General features: G+C 63.8%; 20 protein-coding genes and 1 tRNA gene. 8 read left to right on the top strand and 13 right to left on the bottom strand.

Translation table 11 applies throughout. The features are described from left to right. Positions 1-168 precede the first annotated feature (168 nt). Genes BLW08_RS15130 through BLW08_RS15105 form a run of 6 tightly spaced genes read left to right on the top strand, consistent with a single transcriptional unit; the run spans position 169 to position 8,467 of the window. Positions 169-1,860, top strand: a complete 1,692-nt coding sequence (locus BLW08_RS15130; RefSeq protein ID WP_091326117.1) for an amidohydrolase — start codon at positions 169-171, stop codon at positions 1,858-1,860. Continuing rightward, a complete protein-coding gene (locus BLW08_RS15125; RefSeq protein ID WP_091326115.1) occupies positions 1,857-3,542 on the top strand; it encodes an ABC transporter substrate-binding protein in 1,686 nt (561 codons plus the stop codon). Before BLW08_RS15130 ends, BLW08_RS15125 begins: the two co-directional genes overlap by 4 nt. Before the next feature lies 1 nt (position 3,543). Beyond that, positions 3,544-4,560, top strand: a complete 1,017-nt coding sequence (locus BLW08_RS15120) for an ABC transporter permease (RefSeq protein ID WP_091326113.1) — start codon at positions 3,544-3,546, stop codon at positions 4,558-4,560. Continuing rightward, positions 4,557-5,414 (top strand): ABC transporter permease, encoded by an 858-nt coding sequence (locus BLW08_RS15115; RefSeq protein WP_090825026.1) that lies wholly within the window; start codon positions 4,557-4,559, stop codon positions 5,412-5,414. Before BLW08_RS15120 ends, BLW08_RS15115 begins: the two co-directional genes overlap by 4 nt. Then, positions 5,411-7,015, top strand: a complete 1,605-nt coding sequence (locus BLW08_RS15110) for a dipeptide ABC transporter ATP-binding protein (RefSeq protein ID WP_091326112.1) — start codon at positions 5,411-5,413, stop codon at positions 7,013-7,015. The genes BLW08_RS15115 and BLW08_RS15110 overlap by 4 nt, the downstream gene beginning before the upstream one ends. Positions 7,016-7,048: 33 nt before the next feature. Next, positions 7,049-8,467, top strand: coding sequence for an NAD(P)/FAD-dependent oxidoreductase (locus BLW08_RS15105; RefSeq protein WP_091326110.1), 1,419 nt, complete (start codon positions 7,049-7,051; stop codon positions 8,465-8,467). An 80-nt stretch (positions 8,468-8,547) separates the two neighbouring features. Here BLW08_RS15105 and BLW08_RS15100 read toward each other — a convergent pair whose 3' ends face one another. From BLW08_RS15100 to BLW08_RS15080, 5 genes are all read right to left on the bottom strand, one after another. Further along, a complete protein-coding gene (locus BLW08_RS15100) occupies positions 8,548-9,189 on the bottom strand; it encodes a hypothetical protein (protein WP_254779889.1) in 642 nt (213 codons plus the stop codon). Between the two features lie 437 nt (positions 9,190-9,626). Then, the gene (locus tag BLW08_RS15095) at positions 9,627-10,259 is read right to left on the bottom strand and encodes a TetR/AcrR family transcriptional regulator (RefSeq protein ID WP_091326107.1); all 633 of its coding nucleotides are present in this window, start codon (positions 10,257-10,259) and stop codon (positions 9,627-9,629) included. Beyond that, the gene (locus BLW08_RS15090) at positions 10,256-12,292 is read right to left on the bottom strand and encodes a YhgE/Pip domain-containing protein (protein ID WP_090825017.1); all 2,037 of its coding nucleotides are present in this window, start codon (positions 12,290-12,292) and stop codon (positions 10,256-10,258) included. Before BLW08_RS15090 ends, BLW08_RS15095 begins: the two co-directional genes overlap by 4 nt. Next, positions 12,289-13,164 carry a P-loop NTPase family protein gene (locus BLW08_RS15085; RefSeq protein ID WP_091326105.1) on the bottom strand — a complete coding sequence of 292 codons (876 nt, stop codon included), beginning with the start codon at positions 13,162-13,164 and terminating at the stop codon, positions 12,289-12,291. Before BLW08_RS15085 ends, BLW08_RS15090 begins: the two co-directional genes overlap by 4 nt. 72 nt (positions 13,165-13,236) lie before the next feature. Further along, positions 13,237-14,694 carry a dihydrolipoyl dehydrogenase family protein gene (locus BLW08_RS15080; RefSeq protein ID WP_091326103.1) on the bottom strand — a complete coding sequence of 486 codons (1,458 nt, stop codon included), beginning with the start codon at positions 14,692-14,694 and terminating at the stop codon, positions 13,237-13,239. Positions 14,695-14,850: 156 nt separating this feature from the next. Between BLW08_RS15080 and BLW08_RS15075 the strand changes: the two genes are divergently transcribed. After that, a complete protein-coding gene (locus BLW08_RS15075; protein WP_091326101.1) occupies positions 14,851-15,690 on the top strand; it encodes a sulfurtransferase in 840 nt (279 codons plus the stop codon). 61 nt (positions 15,691-15,751) lie between these two features. On the opposite strand, the gene BLW08_RS15070 is transcribed toward BLW08_RS15075, so the two are convergent. The 7 genes from BLW08_RS15070 to BLW08_RS15040 all read right to left on the bottom strand — a co-directional run bounded on the left by BLW08_RS15070 (position 15,752) and on the right by BLW08_RS15040 (position 24,060). Beyond that, a complete protein-coding gene (locus tag BLW08_RS15070) occupies positions 15,752-16,438 on the bottom strand; it encodes an N-acetylmannosamine-6-phosphate 2-epimerase (RefSeq protein WP_091326098.1) in 687 nt (228 codons plus the stop codon). Positions 16,439-16,471: 33 nt separating this feature from the next. Further along, the gene (locus tag BLW08_RS15065; protein WP_091326096.1) at positions 16,472-17,476 is read right to left on the bottom strand and encodes an ROK family protein; all 1,005 of its coding nucleotides are present in this window, start codon (positions 17,474-17,476) and stop codon (positions 16,472-16,474) included. Positions 17,477-17,481: 5 nt separating this feature from the next. Then, positions 17,482-18,399 (bottom strand): dihydrodipicolinate synthase family protein, encoded by a 918-nt coding sequence (locus BLW08_RS15060; RefSeq protein WP_091326094.1) that lies wholly within the window; start codon positions 18,397-18,399, stop codon positions 17,482-17,484. Positions 18,400-18,436: 37 nt separating this feature from the next. After that, the gene (locus BLW08_RS15055) at positions 18,437-19,243 is read right to left on the bottom strand and encodes an ATP-binding cassette domain-containing protein (RefSeq protein WP_091326092.1); all 807 of its coding nucleotides are present in this window, start codon (positions 19,241-19,243) and stop codon (positions 18,437-18,439) included. Continuing rightward, positions 19,240-21,360: a dipeptide/oligopeptide/nickel ABC transporter permease/ATP-binding protein gene (locus BLW08_RS15050; protein ID WP_091326091.1), complete on the bottom strand. Its 2,121-nt coding sequence runs from the start codon at positions 21,358-21,360 to the stop codon at positions 19,240-19,242. The genes BLW08_RS15055 and BLW08_RS15050 overlap by 4 nt, the downstream gene beginning before the upstream one ends. Before the next feature lie 3 nt (positions 21,361-21,363). After that, positions 21,364-22,320 (bottom strand): ABC transporter permease, encoded by a 957-nt coding sequence (locus BLW08_RS15045; protein WP_024819607.1) that lies wholly within the window; start codon positions 22,318-22,320, stop codon positions 21,364-21,366. A 102-nt stretch (positions 22,321-22,422) separates the two neighbouring features. Next, entirely contained in the window at positions 22,423-24,060 is a 1,638-nt protein-coding gene (locus tag BLW08_RS15040; RefSeq protein WP_091326089.1) for an ABC transporter substrate-binding protein, read from the bottom strand. Positions 24,061-24,368: 308 nt separating this feature from the next. Here BLW08_RS15040 and BLW08_RS15035 point away from each other — a divergent pair, with 308 nt between their 5' ends. After that, positions 24,369-25,097, top strand: a complete 729-nt coding sequence (locus tag BLW08_RS15035) for a FadR/GntR family transcriptional regulator (protein WP_091326088.1) — start codon at positions 24,369-24,371, stop codon at positions 25,095-25,097. A 159-nt stretch (positions 25,098-25,256) separates the two neighbouring features. On the opposite strand, the gene BLW08_RS15030 is transcribed toward BLW08_RS15035, so the two are convergent. Next, positions 25,257-25,330 (bottom strand) — tRNA-Arg (locus BLW08_RS15030). Between the last annotated feature and the right edge of the window lie 263 nt (positions 25,331-25,593).

The following is a 25,593-nucleotide window of genomic DNA, read 5'->3' as shown; positions in this document are numbered from 1 at the left end:
CTTCCATGGGATCCCGGGATCTTTATCACCGTACATGATTCATGGTTTCCTCCTCTCGAGGACAAGTCAAAGACTTTGTCAGCGATGATGTCAACACTGTTGACTTAAGTGTGATCCGGCTCATAGTGTGTCTCGCAGAGTTGAATTTCCCCTCGAAAGGACTCGAACGTGCACGCAGAGATTTTGTTTGAGAACGGATGGGTCTACACCGGCAATGACGCCGGTCCCGTCCGGGCAAATGTGGCCGTGGCAGGCGGGAGGATCGTCGCCGTCGGAAGCCCCGATGACGTCGAATCCACTACAACGCCGGACACCCGCCGGGTAGATCTCCAAGGTCAACTGGTGGTCCCGGGTTTCCAGGACGCCCATATCCACCCCATCTTCGCCGGCGTGGAGATGTTGCAATGCGATCTGACGGAGGCCAGCACCGCTGAGGATGCCGTGGCGCTGGTTGGCCGCTACGCAGCGGAAAACCCGGACCAACCGTGGATCCTCGGCGCGGGATGGTCCATGGATCTTTTCCCGGGCGGAACACCTACCCGGCGCTTGTTGGATGCTGTGGTGCAGGACCGGCCCGTGTATCTCCAGAACCGCGACCATCACGGAGCCTGGGCCAATACTGCCGCGTTCGCAGCGGCGGCCATCAGCAGGGACACCCCGGATCCCGCCGGTGGACGCTTTGAGCGGGAGCCGGACGGTACTCCCGCCGGCACCGTCCATGAAGGTGCCATGGATCTCTTCAACGACGCCAAGCCTGCTTTGCCGTACAACCTCGCCTACCAAGGATTGCTCGCATCACAGGAATTGCTGCTTTCCCAAGGCATCACGGCATGGCAGGACGCCTGGGTGCCGATTCCCGAGGGCGGCCATGCCGACAACCTCAAGGTCTACATGGATGCCGCCAACGCGGGGGATCTCAAAGTCCGGGTCACCGCATGCCAATGGTGGGACCGGACGGCGGGCATGTCCCAGCTGGAGGCGATCCTGGAACGACGGAACACCGTCCGGGAGTCGTTCGACCCCCTGGTCCTCAATGCCAACACGGTCAAGGTGATGGTTGATGGAGTCGCTGAGAACTTCACAGCCGCCATGCACCACGTCTACTTGGACCACCATGGACACCACACTGACAACCGCGGCATCGAGTTCTTCGAGCCCGCAGAGCTCAAGGAATTCGTCACCGCCATCGACGCCTCCGGGATGCAGCTCCACTTCCACGCCCTGGGCGACCGCGCCGTGACCGACGCCTTGGACGCCCTCCAAACTGCCCGGGACAGCAACGGAGTCAACGATCACCGCCACCACCTGGCGCATCTCCAAGTAGTCCGCAGCGAGGACGCTGCCCGCTTTGCAGAGCTCGGAGCAGCAGCCAACGTGCAGGCCCTCTGGGCCTGCCACGAGGATCAACTGGACACCCTGACCCTGCCGTTCCTGGAACCGGGCGCCGAGGCGCGGCACTATCCCTTTGGTGAACTTGCTGCGGCGGGGGCACGCTTGGTGGCCGGCAGCGACTGGCCCGTCTCCACGGCCGATCCGATCGCCGCCATCCACGTTGCCGTCAACCGCACAGCACCCGGGGAGGACCTGCCGCCTCTCGGCCCGGGATCACAGAAGCTCAGCCTCCAACAGATCCTGAACGCGTACACGCAGGGAACAGCGTGGATCAACCACCTGGACGCGGAGACGGGGACCTTGGAACCCGGCAAACTTGCCGACCTCGCGGTGCTGGACGTCAACCTCTTCGAGCTTTCGCCGGAAGAACTGCACCGGGCGGTGGTGATGCAAACGTGGATCGGGGGCGAGTGCGTCTATGACCGCGCAACAGCACGTCAGAGCCAGCCCTCCCCGGTGATGCAGTGAAGCCGCAGGCAGCGCGCGGTGCCGTACCGCCCAAACAGCGGACGACGCCGTCGCGCATCACAGCGGTAACGGTGGCCGCCGTCGTGGCCGGCTTGGTCCTGGGCGGCTGCGGCGTCCGGCCCGCCAGCGTGACTGACGCCGCCGGGGGAGCCAAGTTCACGTTGTCCGACTCAACGCCGGCACCCACCAAGGAGATCGACAACTTCAACTGGGCCATGTACGCGGAGCCGTTCTCGCTGGACTACGCCTATGCCTTTGACTACCCGGACAACACTGTCCTGTCCAACGTCTGCGAGTCGCTGTTCCGCTGGAACGCGGACCTGTCCACGTCTCCCGGACTGGCAACCGGAGTGGAGAACCCGGACCCGCTGACCTGGATCTACACCATCCGGCAGGGCGTGAAATTCCACGATGGCACCGAGATGACAGCGGAGGATGTCGTGGCATCCCTGAGCCGGCACGTGGACCCGGAAGTCGGGTCCTTCTGGGCCTCCGCCTACCAAAACGTCGAGTCAATAGAGAAGACCGGCGACTACCAGGTCACGGTGACCACCACCAAGCCGGACTACGTGTTCAACGCGTCCCTGGTGGGAGCTACCGGGGTGGTGGAATCCGCCAAAACCCTGGAAGCGGCGGGCAAGGATTACGGCAACTCAAGCACCGGCGTGAACTGCACCGGACCTTTCACATTCGAGCAATGGGAGGCCGGGGAAAGCATCACCCTCAAACGGTTCGAGGACTACTGGGATCCGGACCTCAAGGCCAAGTCGCAACAGGTCACCTTCAAGATGCTCCCGGACGCCACGTCCCGCATCAACGCCTTCCAGACCGGCGAAATAGACGGCGGCTTCGCGATTCCGTCCAACGCCATGGACATCCTGAAGGCCAACAAAGACGCCGGGTCGCTGTACTTCGGCAAGGACACCTCCGTCCAGAGCATGGTGTTCACCAACCTTGGCGGCACGTTCCAGGACGTCAGGGTCCGCAAGGCGCTGATGATGGCCATCAATCGTGAAGCCTTAATCAAGGCGGCCGAACAGGGCTACGCCTCCGGCACTGACGCCCTCACCACCCGGAGCGTCTGGAAGGACGTCTCCACGGAAACTGCGGACGAGGCTTTCGACGGGTTGCTCTCCACGCCCTATGACGTGGAAGAAGCCAGGAAGCTCGTCAAGGAAGCAGGGGCGGAGGGCAGCAAGTTCGTCTTCGCCACTGCCTCGCTGAACGCAGCTTTCGACATCACGGCCCGGGCCATCGCGTCCGCGGCCAAGGAGATCGGCCTGGACCCTGAAATCCAGACCATGTCCAACGACAAATACACCACTCTCTTCTCCGACCCCGAGGCCCGCAAGAACGTGGATCTCATGGTGACGTCCTGGTACCTCTCCAGCACCGAGCCCTTGGAAATGTACAGCGTGCTGCGCACCGGCGATTTCAGCAACTACGGCGGCTGGAGCAACCCGGAATTCGATGATCTGGTCAACACTGCGTACACCGTGCAGGACCCCGACGCCCGGGGCAAGCTGACTGGCCGGGCCGCCAAGCTGGCCGCCGATGACGTGGTGTGGGGGCCACTCTATGAGACCGTCACGTCCATGTGGCTGGGCAAACGCATCACCGGTGCGGACCCGTCCATCAACTATATGTACTTCCCGTGGGCAGCCCAGATAGGAGGTCGCTGACATGGTCGTTATGGATCAAGCACAGGCTCCCGCACCCCCACGGGGTCCGGGCAAACGAGCTGCCAACAGGGCAGCCGCGTTCATCGCAAAGAAGGTGCTCGCCCTGATAGTGACCCTGCTGGTCGCATCACTGGCGGTGTTCTTCTCCCGGTTCCTGGTCCCCGGCGACCCCGCACGCTTCCTGCTGAGGGGACGCAGCCCCAAACCCGAAGCACTGGAAGAGATCACCCGGCAATTCGGCCTGGATAAGCCGGCCTGGGAACAGTACCTGAACTGGCTCGGCGGCATCCTGCACGGAGATTGGGGACGCTCGCTCACCTACCGCCAAGACGTCTCCGACGTGCTCCTCGGCAGGCTGCCCACCACCCTGCAACTCGTGGCGCTCGCCGCAGTGTTCATCACCGTCCTGGGCCTGTTTGCCGGCATACTGGCCAGCCTGAACAAGGGCTTCAGCGACCGCTTCATCCTCATCACCCTGACCGCCGCGGGCGCCGTGCCGCCCTTCGTGGCAGCCATCGCATTGGTAGCACTCTTCTCCGTAGGACTGGGATGGTTCCCTTCCTTTGGAAGCGGCGACGGCGGCTGGGACCGGATCTGGCACCTCACCCTCCCGGCGCTCGCCTTGGGCATTACGTACATCGCCATGGTGGCGCGGGTGACGCGATCATCCATGAACGAACAACTCCTCCGAGAACACGTGGAAGTGGCCACCAGCCGTGGGTTGACCCGCGGATCCGTCGTGGCGCGTCACGTCCTCCGCAACGCCCTGGGACCCATCCTCACGGTGAGCGGCGTGCTGGTGGCCGGGCTCCTGGTCTCCAGCGCCATCATCGAGCGGACCTTCGGCCTCTCCGGAATCGGGCAGCTCCTGGTGCAATCCATCGACAGGCTGGACTTCGCCGTGGTCCAGGCAATCGTCATGGTGGTGGTGGCTGCCTTCGTCCTGGTCAACACCGTGGTTGACCTTATCCAGCCCCTCATTGATCCGCGTATTGCGGCCGGAACGGAGTCCCGATGACGTTAGCCGTCCAACTGCCGCAGGCTGGCCTTCGCCGCTACGGCAGCCTCCTGTCACCCATGGCGTGGTCAGCGCTAGCCGTAGCCGCCGCCGTCGTACTTCTCTCAGTGTTCGCCCCGATCCTGGCGCCCTACGACCCCGACTATGTGGACCTCAACAACGTCTTGGCCGGTCCAGGCGCGCAACACCTGCTGGGGACCGACGCGCTGGGCCGTGACCTTCTCAGCCGGCTCATGTACGGCGGGCGGACTTCGCTCCTGGGACCCACCATCGTGGTGATCGGATCGACGGTGTTGGGCCTGCTGCTGGGCCTGGTTGCAGGCTGGTCCGAAGGCTGGCTTGGCAAGGTTCTTGGCCGGGTTTTCGACCTTCTCTTTGCTTTTCCCGCGCTGCTCATGGCCATGCTCGCCATCGCTTTGTTTGGCAAAGGCCTCTTGGCGCCCATCCTCGCCATGACTATCGCCTACGTCCCGTACGTGGCCCGGCTGGCGCAGTCCTTGGTGGTTGCCGAGCGCAGCCGGCCCTATGTCCAGGCGTACCGGGTGCTTGGATTCCGGACGCCGTGGGTGGTGCTGGGCAGGGTGCTGCCCAACCTCATCCCCACAGTTGGTGCGCAATCAACACTGAACTTCGGTTACGTGCTGGCTGATCTCGCGGCGCTGTCCTTCATCGGACTCGGGGTTCAGCCGCCTACCAGCGACTGGGGAGCCATGATCGAGGAATCCCGGGGCGCGCTCCTGGGCGGCTACATCCTGCCCGCTTTTTGGCCCGCATTGGTGGTGGTCCTGGTGGTGGTGGCCGTCAACGTCATCGGCGAGGAACTTTCTGACCGCATCGGAGGAAAACTGTCATGACCCAGCTCCTGACGATTGAAGATTTTACGCTCGGTTTTCGGGACAGGCCGCCGCTGCTGGACAGCGTCTCGCTTCACGTGAACGACGGCGAAGCGGTGGCCTTGGTGGGGGAGTCCGGCTCAGGCAAGTCCCTGACCACCCGGGCCGCACTGGGGTTGTTCCCTGGTGGCTCAGAGTTCTCCGGAACGGTGGCGGTGCAGGGCCTCGATACCCTGACTGCGAGCAAACAACGGCTCATGGAGCTGCGGCGCGGCCACGCGTCAATGATCTTCCAGGACCCCCGCGCCGGCATCAACCCGGTCCGGACTGTGGGGGACTTCCTCACGGAGACGCTGTTGAGATTTGACGGGTTGTCCCGTGCCGAAGCCACCGAGCGCGCTGTGAAGCAACTCGAGCAAGTGGGGCTGCGCCGGGCCAAGGAACTCATGGACCAGCACCCGCACCAGCTTTCCGGCGGCATGCTCCAGCGGGTGATGATTGCCGCTGCGTTGCTCAATTCGCCGGACCTGCTGCTCTGCGACGAGCCCACCACAGCCCTGGATGTCACCACCCAGGCCGGGATTGTGAAGCTTCTCCGCGAAGAACAGCAGTCGCGGGGCATGGGCATGCTGTTCATCACGCACGACCTCAATCTCGCTGCAAGCCTGTGCGAACGCGTCTATGTGCTCCGTCGCGGCAGGGTGGTGGAGCAGGGTGGTACACAGAACGTGTTCCTAACGCCCCAGCAGGACTACACCCGGCAGCTGGTGGAGGCCACCCCCGTCATCGATGTGGCCGGTTTGGAGGCACCAGCGGCCGCGGGTGTGCCCCTGTTGGAGGTTGCCGGTCTGTCCAAAACGTACCAACTGCCTCGCGGCGACGTCATCACAGCGTTGGACAATGCAGCTTTCACCCTCCCGGAGGGCGGTTCCTTGGGCGTGGTGGGCGAGTCGGGCTCGGGTAAATCCACCCTGGCCCGGCTGGTGGTGGCGCTGGAAACGGCCACCGAAGGCGAGCTCACCCTGCGAGGAGTTCCCCGGCCGCGCCGGGCATTGAAAGCCTCCGAGCGCAAGGTCCTGGCCAAAGACGTCCAGATCGTTTTTCAGGACCCCTACCTGTCCCTGGACCCGCGAATCCCGGTGGGCAACGCCGTAGCCGATGTGTTCCGGCTCCACCAGCGTCAAGGACGCAAGCAAGCCAAGGTGAGCGCGGCCGAACTCCTGGGCAGGGTAGGAATCGGACCGGAACGCTTCGACGCGAGGCCGCGCGCGCTTTCGGGCGGGCAGCGTCAACGTGTGGCGTTGGCCAAGGCGCTGGCCGCCCGTCCACGGCTCCTGGTTTTGGACGAAGCCACCAGTGCCCTTGATGTCTCGGTGCAGGCTCAGGTGCTGGAACTCGTGGAGGAATTGCGGGAGCAGTTGGGGCTGACCATTCTTTTCGTCACCCATGACCTCGCCGTGGTCTCGCGCCTGTGCTCCCAGATCCTGGTGATGCATCAAGGAGGGATCGTTGAACAAGGCCCCACGGCGCGGATCCTGGAAGACCCCGGGGACGAGTACACCAGGAACCTCATCGCCTCCCGTCCCCGGCCTTTGTGGGACGCCGAGCCGGTCACTGCCTGACCGGACAAGACCTCAGAAACAGGAGAATTTCCCGTGAATACCACCGTTTTCGAACGGAACGTCCCGCAACCTGCCGTCGTCGAGAAGGCCTTGGAAGGTGCCGCCCACCGGCCCTTCTGGATCGACGACCTCAAGGGCTCGGCAACGCGCTACCCGCAACTCGACGGCGACGATGCCGCCGACCTCGTGATCGTCGGCGGGGGCTACACCGGACTCTGGACAGCCCTGCGGGCCAAGGAACGCGACCCCCGCCGGACAGTCATCCTGCTGGAAGCGGAGCGGGTGGCCTGGGCAGCCTCGGGCCGCAACGGCGGCTTCTGCGAGGCCAGCCTCACCCACGGCCATGAGAACGGCAAGAACCGTTGGCCGGACGAGTTGGAAGTGTTGGATCGGCTGGGCATGGAGAACCTGGACCGCATGCAGGAGGCCGTGGAGAAGTACGGCATGGACTGCGAATGGGAACGCACCGGCGAGCTCAACGTTGCAGTGGAACCGCACCAAGTGGCCTGGCTCCAGGAGGACGACAGCCCTGGCAGTGTCTTTCTGGACCAGGACGCCGTCCGTGCCGAAGTCAACTCGCCTACCTACCTCGCGGGCCGTTGGCACCAGGATTCCGTGGCCATGGTCCACCCGTACAAACTTGGCCTTGAACTGGCCCGGGTGGTCACAGAGCTGGGCGTACGCATCTTTGAGGGGACACGGGTTCGTGAGCTGAAGGATCACGAGCAGGGCGTCACCATCGTCACTGAACGCGGCACTGTGGAGGCCGGACACGTGGTCCTTGGCACCAACGTTTTTCCGTCGCTGCTCAAGCGGAACCAGCTCATGACGGTGCCGGTGTACGACTACGCGCTCATGACCGAGCCCCTCACCGCAGAGCAGTTGGACTCCATCGGCTGGGGCAAAAGGCAGGGCATTGGGGACGTAGCCAACCAGTTCCACTATTACCGGATCACCAAGGACCATCGGATCCTGTTCGGAGGCTACGATGCCCTCTACTTCTGGGGGCGCCGCGTGGACCAAAAGCACGAGCACCAGCCGGCGACTTGGGAGAAGATCGCCTCGCACTTCTTCACCACATTCCCGCAGCTCGAAGGGCTGAAGTTCACCCATAAGTGGGCCGGACCCATTGATTCGAGCACGCAATTCTGTGCCTTCTTCGGAACGGCGCGGAAGGGACGGGTGGCGTACGCGGCAGGTTTCACAGGTCTGGGCGTGGGGGCCACCGCCTTTGCTGCCGATGTGCTCCTCGATCTCTTGTCCGGTCTGGACACGGAGCGCACCCGGGTGGAAATGGTCCGGAAACGGCCGTTGCCCTTCCCTCCCGAGCCGCTTGCCTCCCTGGGTATCAACCTGACGCGCTGGTCCATGGACCGGGCGGACCACAACCAGGGGAAGCGGAACCTCATCCTCAAAGCGCTCGACGCCGTGGGCTTGGGTTTCGACTCCTGACCCCCACCCGTTGTGGGGCCTGTTGTGCGTGTGTGGGTGTGGGGTTGGGGCGCAGAGCGGGCCTCGCAACGTGGCGGTTGTTAGCGCCTGGGGGCCGGCTTGCGTTGGGAGGAAGCGTTCGACGTCGGCCTCTTGGCTGCCGCTCCAGGGGTGCGGGGTGCCGCGGGACGCTTCGCGACGGGGGCCTTCGCTGCTATGGGCGCCTTGGCCGTGCTTGAAGCACGCTGTGATGTGGCTGGACGCTTGGCCGCTGTAACCGGGCGCGGTGTTGCCGGTTTGCGTGCCGACGGGGTTCGCTTCACAGCCGACGCGGGCCTCTTTGCAGGCGCCGGTGCCTTTGCACCAAACGATGGCACCACGGCACCGAGGAACATCACTGCCAGCGTGCCGACACCTGCCACCACGGCCAGGTAGAAGTAGATGTCCGAGTCCTGGGTGCTGGTGGCACTGCCCAAAGCGTTGGCGTCCTGGTTGAACGCGATGCCCCACATCCGCAGGAACGCGATACTGCACCCGATGAAGAGGCTCGTTCCCGCTGCGCCCAGAAGCACTACGAGGTAGCGCCGCCGGTTGAAGACCTGGACCAAGGAGGCCAAATAGCAGACCAGAACAGCACCCAGAAACAGGTAAAGGACTAGTTCTTCGAGCACCACAGCGGCGAGCACCAACAGCCCCAACGATACGAAGGCGGCCACCACCGCAAGTTTTCCACTGTTCCCCATGTGACGCATGAGGTTAATCATCGCCGACCAAGTGGCCGCGCCACGCCGTCGTACATTGCAGTTGCGTACCGTTGTGGGGCCTGTTTTGCGTGCCCAAATGTCGGGGGGAACGCGTAGAGCGGGCCCCGCAACGCCTATCCCTCGTTTGTGGGGCCTGTTTTGCGCGCCCTGGGCCCGGGGAAGCGCGTTGAGCGGGCCCCGCAACGCCTTTCCCTTGGTTGTGGGGCCTGTTTTGCGTGCCCAGGGTCGGGGGGAACGTGTTGAGCGGGCCCCGCAACGCCTATCCCTTGGTTGTTGGGCCTGTTTTGCGCGCCGAAAGTCGGGGGGGGACGCGTTGAGCAGGCCTCGCAACGCCGATCCCTTGGTTGTGGGGCCTGCTTTGCGGCCCCAGGGTCGGGGGGAACGCGTAGAGCGGGCCCCGCAACGCCGGGCGCGGGCTACTTGATGACGTACCCGTGCATGATGGTCATCACGGCCGCGACGCTTTGTTCGCGGGTCCGCTCCGGGTTGTACGTCTGCCGATCGAGGCCCACCACAAAGATTGCTCCAAAAATGGCCGCCTCAAGGCTGCCGCGGGCAATGGACTCATCAACCTTGTACCCGTCCGCGACGCGTTTCACCGCGGATCCGATGACCGCCAGGAGTTCAGCGCGGAGTTCGGCGAACACGGCACTCCATTCACCGGGCGTACGCCAGTTTTCGCTGACCCACAAGCGGGCGAAGGACGGGTAATCGTCCATGAACTCCATGGCCTGGCCCACCATGTTTTTCATGGACTCCAGCGGATCGCTGCTCTGTCCCTGAATGTCCTGGAGTCGGCCCAGCATGATGTCCACGCCGTGCCGCAGCAACTGGGCGATCAGGTCCGATTTGCTGCCGAAGTTGTAATAAACGGTCCCTTTGGACACGCCTGCGGCGGCCGCGATTTCGTCCACGGTCACGCCCGCAGCACCACGTTCGCCGATCAGTTCCATGGACGCTTCAAACAGGCGCTGCTTGGTGGCGTTGGTGCGTTCCGGTCGGCGCTTCTTCTCTGCTTGGCCCGGACCGGCGGGCTCGGTGGTGCTCATACTGCGATCTCCGGCTTCAGGGTCTTGAGGGTCCACACCTTGTGCTTGCGGACGGCGAGCGTGGACAGCGCCATTCCCAGCAAAGTGTATCCAAGCAGGCCAAGGACCGTGGGCCAGATCATGCTGAGCTCACCGCCGTAGATCAGGTGCCTCATACCGGTCACCACGTAGCCCATGGGCAGGACCTCGTGCACCACATGCAGCGGCATGGGCGTGGTCTGCCACGGGAACGTACCGCCAGAGGAAACGAGCTGCAGGACCAGCAGGATCAGCACCACGAACTTGCCGGGCGTGCCCATGAGCGCCACAATGCCTTGGATGATCGCGCTGAATGCCATCACTGCGGCCAACATAAACAGCCACATGCCGATGGGATGTGCGGGGTTCAAGCCGAGGCCAAGGTTCACCACCAAGGTGAGGATGGTGGCCTGCAGGACCGAGACCACGAAGAACGGCAGCCAGCCTCCGACGGCGATTTTCCAGGCGGGGGCGTTCGACGCCAAGGCCCGTTGGGTGATGGGTCGCATGGCCTGGACCAGCATGAACACGCCAATCCAGAGGGCCAGAGTGAGGAAGAAGGGCGCCAAGCCGGCACCGTAGGAACCTGCCTTGGCCTGGGAGACGTTGTCCACGGCCACAGGATCGGCGATCACCTTGGACACACTGTTCTTCTGCTCATCGTTGGGGTTGGGGATGTCCCCTGCGCCCTTGGCAAGTTCCGTGGCCAAGGTGTGGGAACCGTCGGCTGCGGTCACGGCACCTGAGGCGAGCTGGCCCGCGCCGTCGTCCAGTTGGTGGGCACCGTCGTCGAGCTTCACTGCGCCGTCCAGGGCAGCCTGTTGCCCGGCGGCCAGAGTGGACGCGCCCGTGTTCAGCTGGCCGGCGCCAGCGGCCGCCTTGGAGATGGCATCCGTGAGGGTCGGCGTAGCGGCGGCAAGCTTCGAGGCCCCGGCGCTCACGGCGGCGGAACCGTCCGAAAGCTGTTGGATCTTGGCGGCGTCGCCGGAAATCTTTGCCTTGGCGTCGGTGACTGGGCTTGATGAAGCAGCCGCGTCGAAGTCGGCCAGCACCTTATCTGCCTGCTCCTGCGTCAGCACACCTGCAGTGACCAGCCGGGCGTTGGACTCCACCACACGGTTCCGGAGGCCCTTGTCTGCGGCTTCAAGCTGCCCGACGACGTCCTGCACTTTCGCGTTCAGCTCGGCGTTTCCGGCGGCTACTTGGGCGGCGCCATCGGCAAGCTTCTGGGAGTCAGCAGGCAGGGTGGAGGTCTTGTTCTTCAGTTCGGTGAGGCCGGAGCTCAACTGGCTGGCGCCGGTGTTGAGCTGCACCGCGCCGTCGCGCAGTTTGGTCTGCCCGGCCACGAGTTGGTCAGCGCCGGTCACCAGTTGGGTGGTGCCATCGTGGAGGGTAGCTGCGCCGTCACTGAGTTTCCCGACGCCTGTAGCGAGTTCCGAGGCGCCATCAGCCGCCTTCACGATGGACGCGTGAATGGTGCCGAAGCCGGTGAGGAGTTGGTTGGCGGTTTCCTCGCCCACCTCCTTGGCGACAGTGGAGTGCACTGCGGTGGTGAGTTTGTCCACGATGGTGCTCAGGAGGTAGTTGTTGGCGTCGTTGGTGGTGACGTGCAGCATCGCCTGGTTGGCGGCGTCGAAACTTCCGGGGGAGACCAGGTTGGAGGAGAAATCCTTGGGGATGCGGAGCGCGAAAGCGTACTCGCCCGTGCGGACACCGGCGTCTGCATCCTCCGCGCTGGAGACCTGCTTCCAGTTGAAGACATGGCCCTCAACCAGGCTGTCGGCCACCTTCTTGCCGGCCTGCAACTCCGTGCCGTCCGACGACGTTGCGCCCGTATCCTCCACCACCAGGGCAGCATCGATCTGGTTCAGGTTGCCGTACGGATCCCAGTTCGCGTAAAGGTACACGGCGCCGTACAGCAACGGCACCATGGTGAGGGCGAGGATGGTCAGCTTGGGCAGGAGCCCGCCGGTCATGCGCTTGAGTTCGGAGCGGGCAAGCCGCAGAACAGTCACTTTGCAGTCCTTTGGAGGTTTTCGGATTCAGGGTGGGCAGCGGCTTTGACCGCTGCGGATGCTTCGGGTTCAATGGGCGCTTCGGCTGTTCCGGGGGCCGGCTGTGCGGCGTGCCTGGCTTTGGGCTCAGCATCGGCCGTTTGGGGCTCGACGGCGGCTGCTTGGGGCTCGACGGCGGCGGCCGGCTTGGGCTGGGCGGCCCGAAGTTCGGCTGGCGCGGGTTCGGAGGGCGAAGGTTCGGGAGGGTGCGCGACTGAGTTGCCGATCACCGCGGCGGCTCCGGTCCAGTCGTCCGGGAGCGCACCTACCACCGCGACGACGGCAAGCGGCCGTCCGGCGTCGGACGCCAATGCCTGCAGTCGGGGCAACCAAGCGGCGGGATCTGCGCTGTGGCGGTCCGGGGAATCGACCACCAGGAGGTCCGTGGCGGGATCTGCCAGGGCAAGCGCGGTGAGGAGTTCCAGGCGACGGCCGGCAGGAAGCTGTTCGATCCAAAGTCCGGCGATGTCCTCGAAGCTGTTGACCTTCAACCACGGCTTGCTCAGCAGCGCGCCACGGTAGCGGCGCGGGATCAGGGAAAGGTCCTCGGTGACGAGGTCCCGGACGCTGAGGTGTTGCTCAGGCTCATTGACGCCGGGGGAGTCCACCAGGGCGCTCGCGAGGCGGATCTTCTTGGTTTTGGTGGTGTTGTCCCAGCTGAGGACGCCGTTGCTGGGCTTCATGCGACCACTCAGGGCCAACGCCAATGCGGTCCGCTGGTCCTGGCCCTCTCCGGCAACAAGCAGGAGTTCGCCGCGACGGACCTGGAGTGACGTGGCCGGAAGGAGATCGTCCCGGCGGCCGTTGATCTGGAGTTGCTGTACGGACAGCACAATGAAGCCTTTCGCAGAAATGGTGTCTGCGAAAAGTCTAACTGAACTGACTGGTCAGTTCAAATAGGAGTATTAGAGACCGTACTTTTCCAGCAGGCGCAGCCACACCTCGCTGATGGTGGGGTACGACGGAACTGCATGCCAAAGGCGGTCCAAGCGGACCTCGCCAACAATGGCGATGGTTGCTGAGTGGAGAAGTTCGGCCACGCCCGGGCCCACGAAGGTGGCCCCGAGGATCACCTTCCGGTCCTCATCAACCACCATCTGCGCCCAGCCCTTGTAGTCGGGAGAGTGGAGCTGGGAGCCGGAGACGTTGATGGGCAGTTCGACGCCCGTCACGTTCTTGCCCTGAAGGAGGGCCTGTTCCAGGCTCAGGCCCACCGACGCGACTTCGGGATCAGTGAAAACGACGCTGGGAACAGCGTGGTCATTGGCCGTGTGGGCATAAGGGCTCCACGGTTTTGGGGAGCCACTCAGCTTGCCGTTGGCCCTTGCCACAATCGCGTCGCCGGTGGCCCGGGCCTCGTACTTGCCCTGATGCGTCAGGAGCACTTTGCCTGCGGCATCTCCGGCGGCGTACAGCCACAGTCCGCTGGTGCCATCGCTGGCCGGGCCTTCCACCAGGCCGCTGGCGTCCGTTGTGAGCCGCAGGGGCTTGCCGTTCTGCGCCTCCACTCCAACGTTCTCCAGGCCGAGGTTGGCCAGGGCGGGGTGCCGTCCAGAGGCGACCAGGAGTTGGTCAGCCTGGAGGGTCGTGCCGTCCAGCGTTACCGTTACCGAGCCGTCGTCGTTCGTTTTCACTGCCTCCACGTCCGTGTGAACGTGGACGTCGATTCCGTCTGCGCGGAGCCCTGCCAGCACCAGCTTGGCCGCTTCATCGGGATAGCTGCTCAAGAGGCGGCCCCGGGCAACAACGGCGACGTCGGAACCAAGGCGGGCAAACGCCTGGGCCATTTCGACGCCGGCCACCCCGCCGCCCAGGACCACAAGCCGCTTGGGGATTTCCTTGGCCGCCGTGGCTCCGCGGGTTGTCCAGAACGGTACGTCTTTCAGGCCCTCTATGCCCGGGATGGTGGGGGTGGAGCCTGTCGCGACCACCACGGCATGGTGTGCCTTGAGTGCATAACTGTTGCCATCGAGGCCATCCACCTGGACCTCGCGTGGGCCGGTGATTCGTCCACGTCCGCGGATCAGTTCGATGCCCGCGCTGTCCAGCCATTCAACCTGGCTGCTGTCTTCCCAGTTGTTGGTGAACCAATCCCGGTGCTTCAGGGCAGCCTCGGCATCCAGTACTCCAGTGACAGCCTCGGAGGCACCCGGGATCACTTGAGCCGCGTGCAGCACGTCCCCTGGCCGGAGGAGAGCCTTGGAAGGAATGCAAGCCCAATAAGAGCACTCGCCGCCCACCAATTCGCTTTCGATAATCACCGCCGTGAGGCCGCCGCGAACCACCCGGTCCGCCACGTTTTCTCCCACGGCGCCGGCGCCGATCACGATTACGTCGAATTCCCGCGAGCTCTCGGCAGTCATGTGAGAAGCCTACAACCGCTGCCTGCGCGTTGTGAGGCCCACTTTGCGGGCTTCGCGTGGGTTTTGGGGCGCAGAGTAGGCCCCGCAACCCCATGCCCTGTCCATATTTTGAGATACATATCTCAAAATATGGAATAAGTCTCTAGGCTTCGATGCATGGGAGATGAACTGAAACCTTTTGTCGACTGGAGTTGGTGTGCCCGCAACCTCGGGCGGATTGTCCTGGTGGATACACGCTGGTACTTGGATGGCTCGTCGGGTGCGGACGCGTACCAGGCCGGACATCTCCCGGACGCAGTCTTTGTGGACATGGATAGATGGCTTTCCGGGCCGGCATCACCTGAGAAGGGGCGGAACCCGTTGCCCGATCCGGAAGTGTTTGCCCAAGGAATGCGTGAAGCAGGAATCAGCGATTCGGACACCGTGATCGCCTACGACGACGCCGGAGGAGTTATCGCGGCCCGACTGGTCTGGATGCTCCGATCCACAGGCCACAAGGCAGCGGTTCTGGACGGGGGTATCGGCAGCTATCCTGGGAAACTCGCAAGAGAAATAGCGCTACGGCGAACCGGGAGCTTCACTCCTAAAGCCTGGCCTGCCGACCTGCTGGCAGACATTTCCGAAGCTTCGTCTGACGCGTTCCTCACCGTGGATGCAAGAAACCGTGATCGCTTTGACGGCCGCCAAGACCCTATCGATCCCCGTCCCGGACACATATCCGGCGCCGTGAACGTTCCATGCCGCGGGAATCTGGACGCCGGAGGTCATTTGCTCCCGGAGCTGCAGATTCGCGGGAACTTCGAGCACGCCGGAGTGCTGACCGCGCAGAACACCATTGCGTACTGTGGATCCGGAGTGACCGCGTGCCACAACCTGTTGGTGATGGAGCAGTTGGGAATGGGCAACGGCAGGCTCTTTGTGGGTGGATGGTCCCAGTATGGCCATGCGACGGACAGGCCCGTGGAGACGAAAATCCAGCCGGATGGCCGCTTGTGAGGCCTGCTCTGCGGGCTTGCGGGGGGTTTTGGGGCGCAGAGTAGGCCCCGCAACGCAGGGCCTACGCGTGCATGGCGCCCTTGAACCAGCCCGTAATGCTGGCCGGATGGGTGATCGCGGTGCCAACCACGACAGCAAACGCGCCGGCGTCCAGAGCTTGCCGGGCGTGGGCAGGGGTATGGATGCGGCCCTCCGCGATGAGTGGTTTGCCCAGGCCGGCCGCGGCGATCTGCTCCAATAGCTCCAAGTCCGGGCCATCCGTCTTGGGGCGTTCGCCGGTATAACCGGACAACGTGGTGCCGATCAGGTCTGCCCCCGCTTCCACAGCAGCAACGGCATCCCCAAACGAGCCGCAGTCAGCCATGACCAGTGCATGGGACTCCGAGTGGATACCGGCAACAGTGTCGGCAAGGGAAAGCCCATCGGGCCGTGAACGACGTGTTCCATCAATCGCCACAACATGCGCGCCCGCATTCGCCACGGCCAGGGCGTGCCGCAGCGTGGGGGTGATGAAGACGCCGTCGTGCCCGTCTTTCCAGAGGCCAATGACAGGAACTTCGACGGCGGTACGTGTGAACTGCACATCGGCCAACCCCTGGACGCGGATCGCCGCGGCGCCCCCGATGACGGCCGATGCCGCTACCTGGCCGGTGGTCCGGGGATCGCGCATGGGTTCGCCGGGGTACGCCTGGCAGGAGACGATCAGTTGGGAGCGGAGGGCTTCGAGGCCTTCGGGGGTGAGGATCATGATGTCTCCCTTTACTTGCGGACTACTCACGGACTACTTCAGGACGAGTTTCGCGGCGCCAACAATGGCCGCGGTATTGCCAAGGGTTGCCCGGACGACGGGTACGGAAACCAAGGGCGCCAGCAGTTCCTGGCGCAAGGCGAACTCCATGGGCTTCCACCAGAGCTCGCCGGCGTCGGCCAAACCACCGGAAACCACCACGGTTTCGGGGTCAAGAATGTTGATGAGTCCGCCCACGGCTTGCCCGGCGGCGGCCGCGCCGACATTGATAGCACGCAACGCGGCGGTGCGACTGTTCGCGGGACCTGCGCCAGCACCGGCGTCGAGCCCTTCAGCAGCAGAAGCCAGCGCAAAGACGCCCCGCGTATCCACCGCCTCCACGGCAGAACCACCAAAGCGCAGGAAAGCCTCGTAAAGGGCAGGCCCCGAAGCGATCGCCTCGACGTGTCCGGATCCACCGCAGACGCACGGCAACGGGACCCCATCAACGGCTGCCAACGGTGAAGCAAAGTGCCCCACGTGACCACCCACAAAGCGGTGCCCCAGAACAGGCGAACCGTCCAGCACGAAGCTCCCGCCCACGCCGGTTCCGAACGCCACCATGAGCGAACTCGAGGATCCGGCGGCCGCGCCCAGCCAGGCCTCGCCGAGGGCGTGGGCGTGAACATCATTGACGGCGCGCACGGTCTGTACGGACGGGGCAGCGAGCGAAAGACGGGCAGACAGCCCAGCAACAAGCGAAGTCCCGGCCCAGCCACGAATCGCGTCGGTCGCAGAGACGACGGTCCCGGCAACAGCATCAATGACCCCGGCGGAGCCGATGCCGACGCAGGAAACTGACATTCCGGCGTCGGCAGCGCGCTCCACCAAGCCCGTGATCAGCGCAGCGGTGGCGTCGAGGATCGCTTCGCCACCGGCCCGGTTCAACGTCGGAATGGTCTCCGACATGAGCACTTCACCAGAGTGGGCAACAACCCCGGCGGCGGTTTTGGTGCCGCCGAGGTCAACGCCGATCACGTGGGTCTTGGAAGCTGTCATAAAACCTAGACCAGCCCGTTCCGCTCCAGAATTTCGCGGATCAACGCCGTCTCTTCGGAGTTCAGGGACAACATCGGTGAGCTCATGGTGTTGGACTCGATGACGCCCATCACCTGCAGCGCGGTCTTGAACGCACCCAAGCCCGCGGCGCCGCCGGAGACGCGTCCGTTGGGGGTGTAGACGATCTCGAAGACGTCGGCGAGGCGGTCCTGCTCCCTTGCCGCGAGAGCCCAGTCGCCGGCCTGTGCGGCGTCGAACAGGCGGCGGTAGCCGGCCGGATCAACGTTGCCGAGGCCTGGCACAACGCCCTGCGCGCCGCCCAGGAGCGCGCCGTCCACCACAACTTCGTGACCGGTGAAGATGTCGAAGTTGGGGATGTCCTTGGCTGCGAGGAGCAGCTGGCGGAAGGAAACGTCGTCGCCGGAGGAGTCCTTGACGCCGGCAATGACACCGTCGCGGCCGAGGCGGACCAACAAATCGGTAGGCAGTTTGAAGTGCGTGCGGACCGGAACGTCGTAGGCGAAGATCGGCTTCTCGATGGCGGCGTGGATGCTGCGGAAGTGCGTTTCGGTCTCCGCGGCGTTGCCGATGGCGTAGTACATGGAGGTGACCACGATCGCGTCGGCGCCGAGATCCACCACCTTGCGCGCTTCCTCGATGACGCGGGTGGTTGTCTGCTCGTTGGCGCCCACGATCAGCGGGACCGCTCCGGCGTTGGCGTCGGCGATGGTGGAGACCACCAGTTCACGCTCATCGTTGGTGAGGTAGGGGACTTCGCCGGAGGAGCCCAGGACGAAAAGGCCGGAGACACCGCCGTCGATCAGGTGCTTGGTGACGTTCTTCAGCGACGCGGTGTCGATGCTGCCGTCTGCGTGGCGGGGGGTGATGACCGGGGGGATGACGCCCTGGAACTGAGTGGACACAGAATTCTCCGTTGTTTGTAGCTTGTGAAGGGAAAAACTAGATGTGAAGCAGGCTGGGCGCGGCGCCCAGCAGCTTCTTGGTGTAGTCGTTGCTCGGGTTGTCGAAGACCTGCGCGGCTGAGCCTTGCTCGACGATCTTGCCGAAGTACATGACGCAGATACGGTCAGAGACGTACCGGACGGTTTGGATGTCGTGCGAGATGAATACCATGCCCAGGTTCAACTGGGTCTTCAGGTCCGAGAGCAGGTTCAGGACCTGCGCGCGGACCGAAACGTCCAGGGCCGACGTCGGCTCGTCCGCCACGATGATGTCCGGGTCCAAAGCCAACGCGCGGGCGATGGCAACGCGCTGGCGCTGGCCGCCGGAAACCTGCGACGGCGTCACCTCGGCTGCCGATTGCGGCAAGCCCACCAGCGCCAACAGTTCCTTGACCTTGGCGGCGCGGGAAGCAGCGCTGCCGATCCCATGGATCTGCAGCGGATCAGTGAGGATGTCCTGGATGGTCATGCGCGGGTTCAAGGCAGTCGCCGGGTCCTGGAAGACCACGGAGACGGAGCGGCCAAACTGCTTGCGCATGGCCGCGTTCCGCTTGATGGCCGGCTTTCCGTGGAACAAAACCTTGCCCGACGTCGGCGGCTGGAGTCCCACGAGCACCGAAGCGAGCGTGGACTTGCCGCAGCCGGACTCACCCACGATGCCCACGGTTTCGCCGCGGCTGATGGTGAAGTCCACGCCGTCCACGGCTTTGACGATGTTCGGACGGAACAGGCCACCGGTACGTGCATGGTGGTAGACCTTGACGTCCTTGAGCTCGATGACCGGCTTGCCGGTTGATGCACTCATTTCGCGTCCTCCTTCAGGTGGCTCGCCCAGTAGTGGTCGGCATCGTCACCGTTCGCCGAGGAAACCGAAGAAACCGCGGTGAGGACCAGTTTCTGGTGGGGATCGGCGTCGGGTCGCAGGGAGCGGGCCGCGAAGCGGTCGCCCGTGGCGAAGTCCCGCGGGGACGGAACAGTGCCGGGGATCTGGTGGAGGCGGACGGCGTCGGCTTCGATGGAGAGCACCGCGCCGAGGAGGCCGCGGGTGTACTCGTGCTTGGGGTTCTGCAGGAGTTCGGAAGCCTGTGCGGATTCCACCACCTGGCCGGCGTACATCACCGTGATGCGGTGGGCCAGGGAGGCCACCAGGGCGAGGTCGTGGCTGACGAAAACCATGGCGAAGCCGAGTTGTTCACGCAGCTCGTTGAGCAGGTCCACAACCTGCTTCTGGACAGTAACGTCCAGGGCGGTGGTGGGCTCGTCGGCAACGACGATCTTGGGCGAACGGGACAGGGCCATGGCAATCAGGACGCGCTGGCGCTGGCCGCCGGAGAGCTCGTGCGGGTAGCTGGCAAGTGTCCGGACGGGATCCAGTTTCACCATTTCCAGCAGCTCGGCTGGGGTCTTGCGGCCACCGCGCTTGGTGAGCTGCTCCAGCTGGTCCTTGATTTTCATGGACGGGTTCAGGGAGCTCAGGGCGTCCTGGTAAACCATGGCGATCTGTTCTCCGCGGAGGCCCTCATAGGCCTTGACGTTGCTGTGCTTGGTGTTCGGATCAAGGAGTTCCTTGCCGTCGAACGTGATGGAGCCGGTCACCTGGGCGGTCTTGGGCAGCAGCCCCATCACGGCCAGGGAGGTGATGGACTTGCCACAACCGGATTCGCCCACCAGGCCCATGGTTTCGCCCTCGCGGACGCTGAAGGAGACGTTGTCCACGATCGCGATGTCGCCGAAGCGGCCCGGGAATCGGATGGACAGGTTCTTCACTTCAAGGATATTGCGGGCACCGGGGGAGACCTGCGGGAGGCGGTCGGTTCGCTTGGCTTCGATGGCTGCGAGCAGTTCCAGTTCGCGGTCCAGGAGGAGGTGCGGGTTGGCGGCGGCCAGCTTCACGTCGGTGAGGACGGCTGAGGTTCCCGCCTCTGAAGCGACGCCGTCAGCGGAAGCTGCACGGACGCCGTCGAGCTCGTGTGCCTCAACAACGGAAGGTTGGGCAACGGAGGTTGCGACCTCGGTGTCCACGGCCACGGCAGCGGTGGAGCCGTCGTCGTCCTTCACCACAGGCGCGCGGCGCAGTTTCGGGTTCACCATGGCGTCGGTGAGGCCTTCGGCCAGGATGTTCAGTGACAGTACTGTCAGCAGGATGGTCACACCGGCAAAGGTGGTGGCCCACCAGCCGCCGGACAGGACCAGGTTGCGGCCGTAGGAAATAACGTTGCCCCAGGACGGTGCTGGGTCCTGAACGCCGGCGCCCAGGAAGGACAGCGAGGCTTCCAGAATGATGGCGTCGGCCACCATGACGGTGGCGAACACCAGCACGGGAGCGGCAGTGTTGCGGACGATGTGCTTGACCAGGATGTAGAAACGGCCAGCGCCGATCACGCGCTCGGCACGGACGTAGTCTTCGCCGTACTGGGCCAGCACGTTGGCGCGGACCACGCGGGCCAGCTGCGGGGTGTAGATGATGGCGATCGCGATGATGATGGTGGGGACCGAGTTGCCGAATGCCGCCAACAGCACGGCGGCCAGGGCGATGCCGGGGAACGCCATGAGGATGTCCATGAGCCGCATGATGATCTCGTTCACGGACTTGCTGGACGTGGCCGCGAAGGAACCGAGCAGCGCGCCGGCAAGGATGGCCAGGGCAACCGCGCCAAGACCGATCATCAGCGACGACTGTGCGCCGAAGAGAAGGCGGGAGAAGATGTCACGGCCCAGGCGGTCGGTGCCGAAGAAGTGCTCGGCGCCGGGCGGCGTGGCTGGAATGAACGTCTCCAGAGGATCGTGCGGTGCGATGACCGGCGCGAAGATGGCGGCCAGGACAATAACGATGAGGAAGAGCAGGGCGATGCGGGAGCCCCAGGGCAGGGCCTTGAAGCGGATGCCCGGGGCACTTAGCCGTTCTGCGAGCTTGCTGCGCATGAGCTATACCGTCCTGATTCGGGGGTTGATGAGCAGGTAGAGGAGGTCCACCACGATGTTCACCAGAACAAAGGTGACCGAGATGGTGAGCACCACGCCTTGGACCAGGTTGACGTCCAGGTTGGTGATGCCGTTGAGGATCAGCTGGCCCATGCCGGGCAGGGCGAAAATCATTTCAATCACGACGGCGCCACCCAGCAGGTAGCCGACGCGAAGTCCCAGCACGGTCACCGGGGTGACGAGCGCGTTGCGGAGAACGTTCTTGGAGACCACCTCGCGGTAGGGGACGCCGTTGCCGATGGCGGTGCGGACGTAGTCGCGGTCCAGTTCTTCCACCATGGAGGTGCGGACCACGCGGATCAGGGACGCTGAGACGGGGATGCCGAGGGCGAGTGCCGGGAGGGCCATCGAGTTGAGCCAACCGCCAAAGCCGGATTCCGGCGTCGCAATTCCGCCTGAGGGGAACATCGGGTTCTCACCGAGGGCGAACCACTGGATGAGCAGGATGCCGAGCCAGAACGACGGCGTGGCGATCGCGGCGATGGAGAAGACACGGACCAACTGGTCCTGCCACTTATCGCGATACAGGGCTCCGAGGATGCCGAACGCCAGGGAGAGGACGATCGCAATGAGGACGCCGAGGAAGGTGAGCTGGAGCGTCAGGGGGAACGCCGAGCCGATCATGGATGCCACCGACTTGGCCGGTGGGGTGGTGACGCCGAGGTCGAACTGCAGGAGCTTGCCGAGGAATCGGAAGTACTGCAGGACCAGGGGGTCGTTGAGGCCGTTGTCCTGGCGGTACTGCTGCTTGGCTTCTTCGCTGGCGCCGTCACCGAGGGCGGAGCTTGCCTGGTCGCCGGGAGCGGCCTGCAGGACGAGGAAGACGAGCAACGTAATGCCCAGGATCATCAATGGCAATGCTGCGAGTCTGCGGCCAAGCAAACGCAATATCGTGACCAATTTGTTCTCCGGTTGGTTGGGTGCTGCTTGTTGTGGGGCCTGCTCTGCGGGCTACTTGGGGGATTTGAGCCGCAGAGCGGGCCCCACAACGTGAAGGGGGCTTTAGGCAGTTCGTCCGACGTCGACGAATGACAAGCCGGTGGTGGGCAGGGGCTGGAAGCCGTTGAGCTTCTTCTCGTCCCAGGCGCTGGGAAGCTGACGGTGGAAGATCGGGTAGAGGGGGACTTCCTCGGAAACCATGTCCACGATTTCGCCCACGATCTTCTTGGCTTCATCGCCGGAGGCCTGCGAGCCCTTGTTCATGAGTTCCTGCAGCTTTGTGCGCTCGGGAGTGGTCCAGAAGGCGCGCTTGTCCATCCAGGTTGCGCCCGAGTAGAACCAGCTCAGCAGCAGGTCGGCGTCGTTACCGAAGACGGAGGGGTCGCCCGGGGCTGCCACCACGGAGAAGTCGCCCTTGCCCACTCGGTCGCTGTACAACGCACCGGACTGCAGGCTCTTCACGGTGACCTTGACGCCGGGGATCTTGTTCCAGGATTCGAGGATCAGTGGCGCAACGTCCTTGACCCAGGCGGTGTCCGTGGTGAGGAGTTCGAACTCCAGGTTGGTGACGCCGGCCTGCTTGAGCAGCTCTTCGGCCTTGGACGTATCGAAGCCGTAGACGTTCTTGGCCTTGACGTAGTCCGGGTGGCCTTCCTGGAAGTAGGAGCTGGCAGCCTTTGCGTTGCCGAACAGCGCCTTCTTGATGATGGCTTCCTTGTCCATGCCGTAGTGCAGGGCCTGGCGGACAAGTTTGTTGTCGAACGGGGCCTTGGCGCAGTTGAACATAAGGAACAGCAGGCCGAAGGACTGGACGGATTCAACCTTGACCTTGGACTTCAAGCCGTCGACGTCGAGGTAAGGAACGTCTTCAATTGCCTGAACGCGGCCGGACTGCACTGCGGTGACACGGGCAGCGGCGTCGGAGAGCAACAGCCAGGTCATGCCCTTGGCGAGTGCCGGCTTGGGTCCGTTGTAGTCAGCGAAGGCTTCGAAGACGATTTTGTCGTCCTTGACTGCCGAGATGAGCTTGTACGGACCGGATCCCACGGGTGAAGCGTCGAAGGCCTTCAGATCGGTGGCGAGTGCCTTGGGGACGATCTTGACCACCGAGATGCGGGGGCCGAAGCCGGGGAAGGCGTACTTGAGGGTGAACTCCACGGTCTTCGCGTCCAGCGGCTTGACGTCCTGGATAAAGGGGATGAACTGCGAGAACAGGGACTTGTTGGCCGGGTCCATCACGCGGGTAAAGGAGAAGGCGACGTCTTCGGTGGTGACGGGGGAGCCGTTGTGGAACTTGGCACCGTCGCGGATGGTCACCTGGTAGGTGGTGTCGTTGACCTTCTTGGGGTCCGACGCTGCGAGGGCGTTGTACGGCTGGCGGGTGGCGGGGTGGAGCTCAATGAGGCCTTCAAAGATGTGCAGGTTGGCTGCCATCGGTGTCGCGCCGGAGGAGCTCAGAGGATCGAAGCCGGTGGACAGAGCGTAGGAGATGCCTGCCTCGATGATGAGGTCCTTGTTGACAGCCGCGGTGTTGGTGGCTGTTCCGGTGGTGGTGCTGGCAGCGCCGCCGCACGCAGAAAGGGTTGCCGTGAAGGCGGCTGCTGCACCAACTGCGCCGCTTAGCTTCAGGAAATTCCGGCGGCTGGCGTCGTTGACCAGCGGCAGGCTGTGGATCGTCTTGCTCATAGGGTGCCTCACCATTCGCGTTTCGTGGGTTATCGGATGTAGGACGTCCGATGCTCGTAGTGAAACTGTAAGGGCGGTCACAACGGAACGTCAAGTGAGTAGCGGCGCCTGGGTCTCTGCCACGCGCCTGGCAGTTTGCCGGCTGCGGCCGGTCCGTGGGGGAAATCTCAGCGAAATCCCCTGACATACCTATCAAGGAGGTGGGACATCCGATATTGTATGTTGCGAGTCACTCAAGCTGTGGTGGGCACTAAGCTCGCCTCAATATTAACACCGCATCGTCCCGCAACCTCGTGGGCAGGTGCATCGGCAAGGAGAAAGCCATGACAACTTCCGGTGTGGTTCCGCAGGCGCGGTTCAGTGCACAGGCCCGGCTGCGTGCCCTGCAGTCGGACATTATGGAATTGATCCTGGAGCGCGAGCTCGAGGCAGGCGATCCGTTGCCCACCGAAAGTGAGCTCTCCGTGGCTCTTGGCGTCGGGCGCAATACGCTTCGCGAGTCCCTCAAGGTGCTCCAAGCCCTCGGTGTGATCGAAATTCGCCACGGCTTCGGGATGTTTGTGGCGCCCAGTAATTTCGACGCCCTTGCGGACGGACTCACGTTCCGTGGCCGGCTTTCCCTCCGGCACCAGGGCCTCGAGGCTTTGCAGTTGGTGGACGTGCGCCAGGCGCTGGAATCCGGTCTGATTGGCTCGTCCATTGACGTCATGACCACAGAGCAACTCGCCTCCATTGAAGAAGCTGTGAAGCAGATGGAAGAACTGGCTGCCGCCGGCGAAAATTTTGTAGCAGCGGACGCCGAGTTCCACCGCCGCCTTTTCGAACCCCTCAACAACGAGCTCCTGATCAACCTCATGGGCGTGTTCTGGAAGGTCTACCGGAAGATTCACGTGGAGATTGGCCCCGGCAACGAGGATCTGGTCAAGACCGCCGCCATGCACCGCAGCATCTACGCCGCAGTTGCCGCCGGGGACAAGGTCTCGGCCTCTGAACTGCTCAACCGCCACTTCGATGGCATTCGTCGCCGCATCAGCGAGGCCGTGGGGGACTAAGCTTCCGCGCCTAACGCAAGGGGCCGTCGTCGTACTTTGTGAAAAGTACGACGACGGCCCTTCGCGTTCCCGGAGCGGCTCACCTGCCTAGGCGGATCCGGGCATAAAAATCGGCATAAAAAAGACCCGCACCGGCGAACCGGTGCGGGTCTTCATTTGTGCGCCCAAAGGGATTCGAACCCCTGACCTTCTGTTCCGTAGACAGACGCTCTATCCAGCTGAGCTATGGGCGCATTTCGCGTGATTCTTGGCGGTCTGTTTCTCTGACCCCCTCGAACCTCAATAAACTTTACAGAAGTTCATGAGAAGTTCCAAATCGAAAAGCTGTAATCTGCGCAACTAGACCGGTCTACGTGACCTTAGTCACTTAAATCGACCTTTTAGCAACCCTTCCCCTTGATTTCTAGCGGTTTTTGCTTTTAGACCACGCGGATGTCCGATGTCTGACAGCGGATTGGTCTGGTCCGCGGCCCCTATCGTTTAGGACACACCACTG

Source organism: Arthrobacter sp. cf158 (assembly GCF_900106835.1).
In the GTDB taxonomy this organism is placed as follows: Bacteria; Actinomycetota; Actinomycetes; order Actinomycetales; family Micrococcaceae; genus Arthrobacter.
This window is presented reverse-complemented; position numbering and strand designations above follow the sequence as displayed.

Excerpts from the sequence above, each read along its gene's own strand:
- BLW08_RS15065 (WP_091326096.1), bottom strand. The coding sequence starts at position 17,476 with ATGACAGCTTCCAAGACCCACGTGATCGGCGTTGACCTCGGCGGCACC.
- BLW08_RS15070 (WP_091326098.1), bottom strand. The coding sequence starts at position 16,438 with ATGATCCTCACCCCCGAAGGCCTCGAAGCCCTCCGCTCCCAACTGATC.
- BLW08_RS15120 (WP_091326113.1), top strand. The coding sequence starts at position 3,544 with ATGGTCGTTATGGATCAAGCACAGGCTCCCGCACCCCCACGGGGTCCG.
- BLW08_RS15075 (WP_091326101.1), top strand. The coding sequence starts at position 14,851 with ATGGGAGATGAACTGAAACCTTTTGTCGACTGGAGTTGGTGTGCCCGC.
- BLW08_RS15100 (WP_254779889.1), bottom strand. The coding sequence starts at position 9,189 with ATGGGGAACAGTGGAAAACTTGCGGTGGTGGCCGCCTTCGTATCGTTG.
- BLW08_RS15080 (WP_091326103.1), bottom strand. The coding sequence starts at position 14,694 with ATGACTGCCGAGAGCTCGCGGGAATTCGACGTAATCGTGATCGGCGCC.
- BLW08_RS15115 (WP_090825026.1), top strand. The coding sequence starts at position 4,557 with ATGACGTTAGCCGTCCAACTGCCGCAGGCTGGCCTTCGCCGCTACGGC.
- BLW08_RS15050 (WP_091326091.1), bottom strand. The coding sequence starts at position 21,360 with ATGCGCAGCAAGCTCGCAGAACGGCTAAGTGCCCCGGGCATCCGCTTC.
- BLW08_RS15110 (WP_091326112.1), top strand. The coding sequence starts at position 5,411 with ATGACCCAGCTCCTGACGATTGAAGATTTTACGCTCGGTTTTCGGGAC.
- BLW08_RS15055 (WP_091326092.1), bottom strand. The coding sequence starts at position 19,243 with ATGAGTGCATCAACCGGCAAGCCGGTCATCGAGCTCAAGGACGTCAAG.
- BLW08_RS15095 (WP_091326107.1), bottom strand. The coding sequence starts at position 10,259 with ATGAGCACCACCGAGCCCGCCGGTCCGGGCCAAGCAGAGAAGAAGCGC.
- BLW08_RS15035 (WP_091326088.1), top strand. The coding sequence starts at position 24,369 with ATGACAACTTCCGGTGTGGTTCCGCAGGCGCGGTTCAGTGCACAGGCC.
- BLW08_RS15040 (WP_091326089.1), bottom strand. The coding sequence starts at position 24,060 with ATGGTGAGGCACCCTATGAGCAAGACGATCCACAGCCTGCCGCTGGTC.